Raw genomic sequence first — 668 nt, forward strand, 5'->3', positions numbered from 1 at the left:
CCGTCAGCATATCCATTGATACTCGACCCGCAATCGGTACTGTACGCCCATTCACCCACACCGGTGTACCATTGGGTGCACTTCTTGGGTAGCCATCGCCATAGCCCACTGCAATAACGCCGACTTTTGTGTCGCGTTCACTTGTCCAGATACCACCGTACCCCACGCTTTCACCTTTCTTGACTTCACGAACCGCAATAAGATGAGACTTCAACGTCATCACTGGTTGGTAACCCAAATCTTGAGCCGTTTTGTCGCTAAATGGTGATACGCCGTACATAATAATGCCCGGACGAACCCACTCTAATTGGCTTTGAGGCCATGCTAATAAACCCGCAGATGCCGCTAGCGAGCGCTCGCCCTGACAGCCCGAGGTTAATGACATAAACAGCTCAATTTGTTGCGGCGTGATGCTGCTATCAAGCTCATCCGCACAACCAAAATGGCTCATGTATCGCAATGGTTTCGCCACATTCGGGCACGTTTTTAAGCGAGAAATGAATTCATCATACTGCTCAGGGCGAACACCCAAACGATGCATACCACTGTCGATCTTCAACCAAACGACCACTGGCGTTTCTAAATCCGCCTGTTCCAACGCGATAAGTTGCTCTTCACAGTGCACCACGGTTTGGATGTTGTTCGTCACTAACACAGGCAGATCGCCC

1 protein-coding gene is annotated in these 668 nt (G+C 50.4%); it reads right to left on the reverse strand.

Annotated features, from left to right (window positions below):
- Positions 1–668, reverse strand: a 668-nt coding sequence (alr, locus tag R7Z47_RS25090) for an alanine racemase (protein ID WP_318130794.1), incomplete at both ends; no start/stop codon positions are given.

This window comes from Vibrio sp. 1641, assembly GCF_033339995.1.
GTDB lineage: Bacteria > Pseudomonadota > Gammaproteobacteria > Enterobacterales > Vibrionaceae > Vibrio > Vibrio alginolyticus.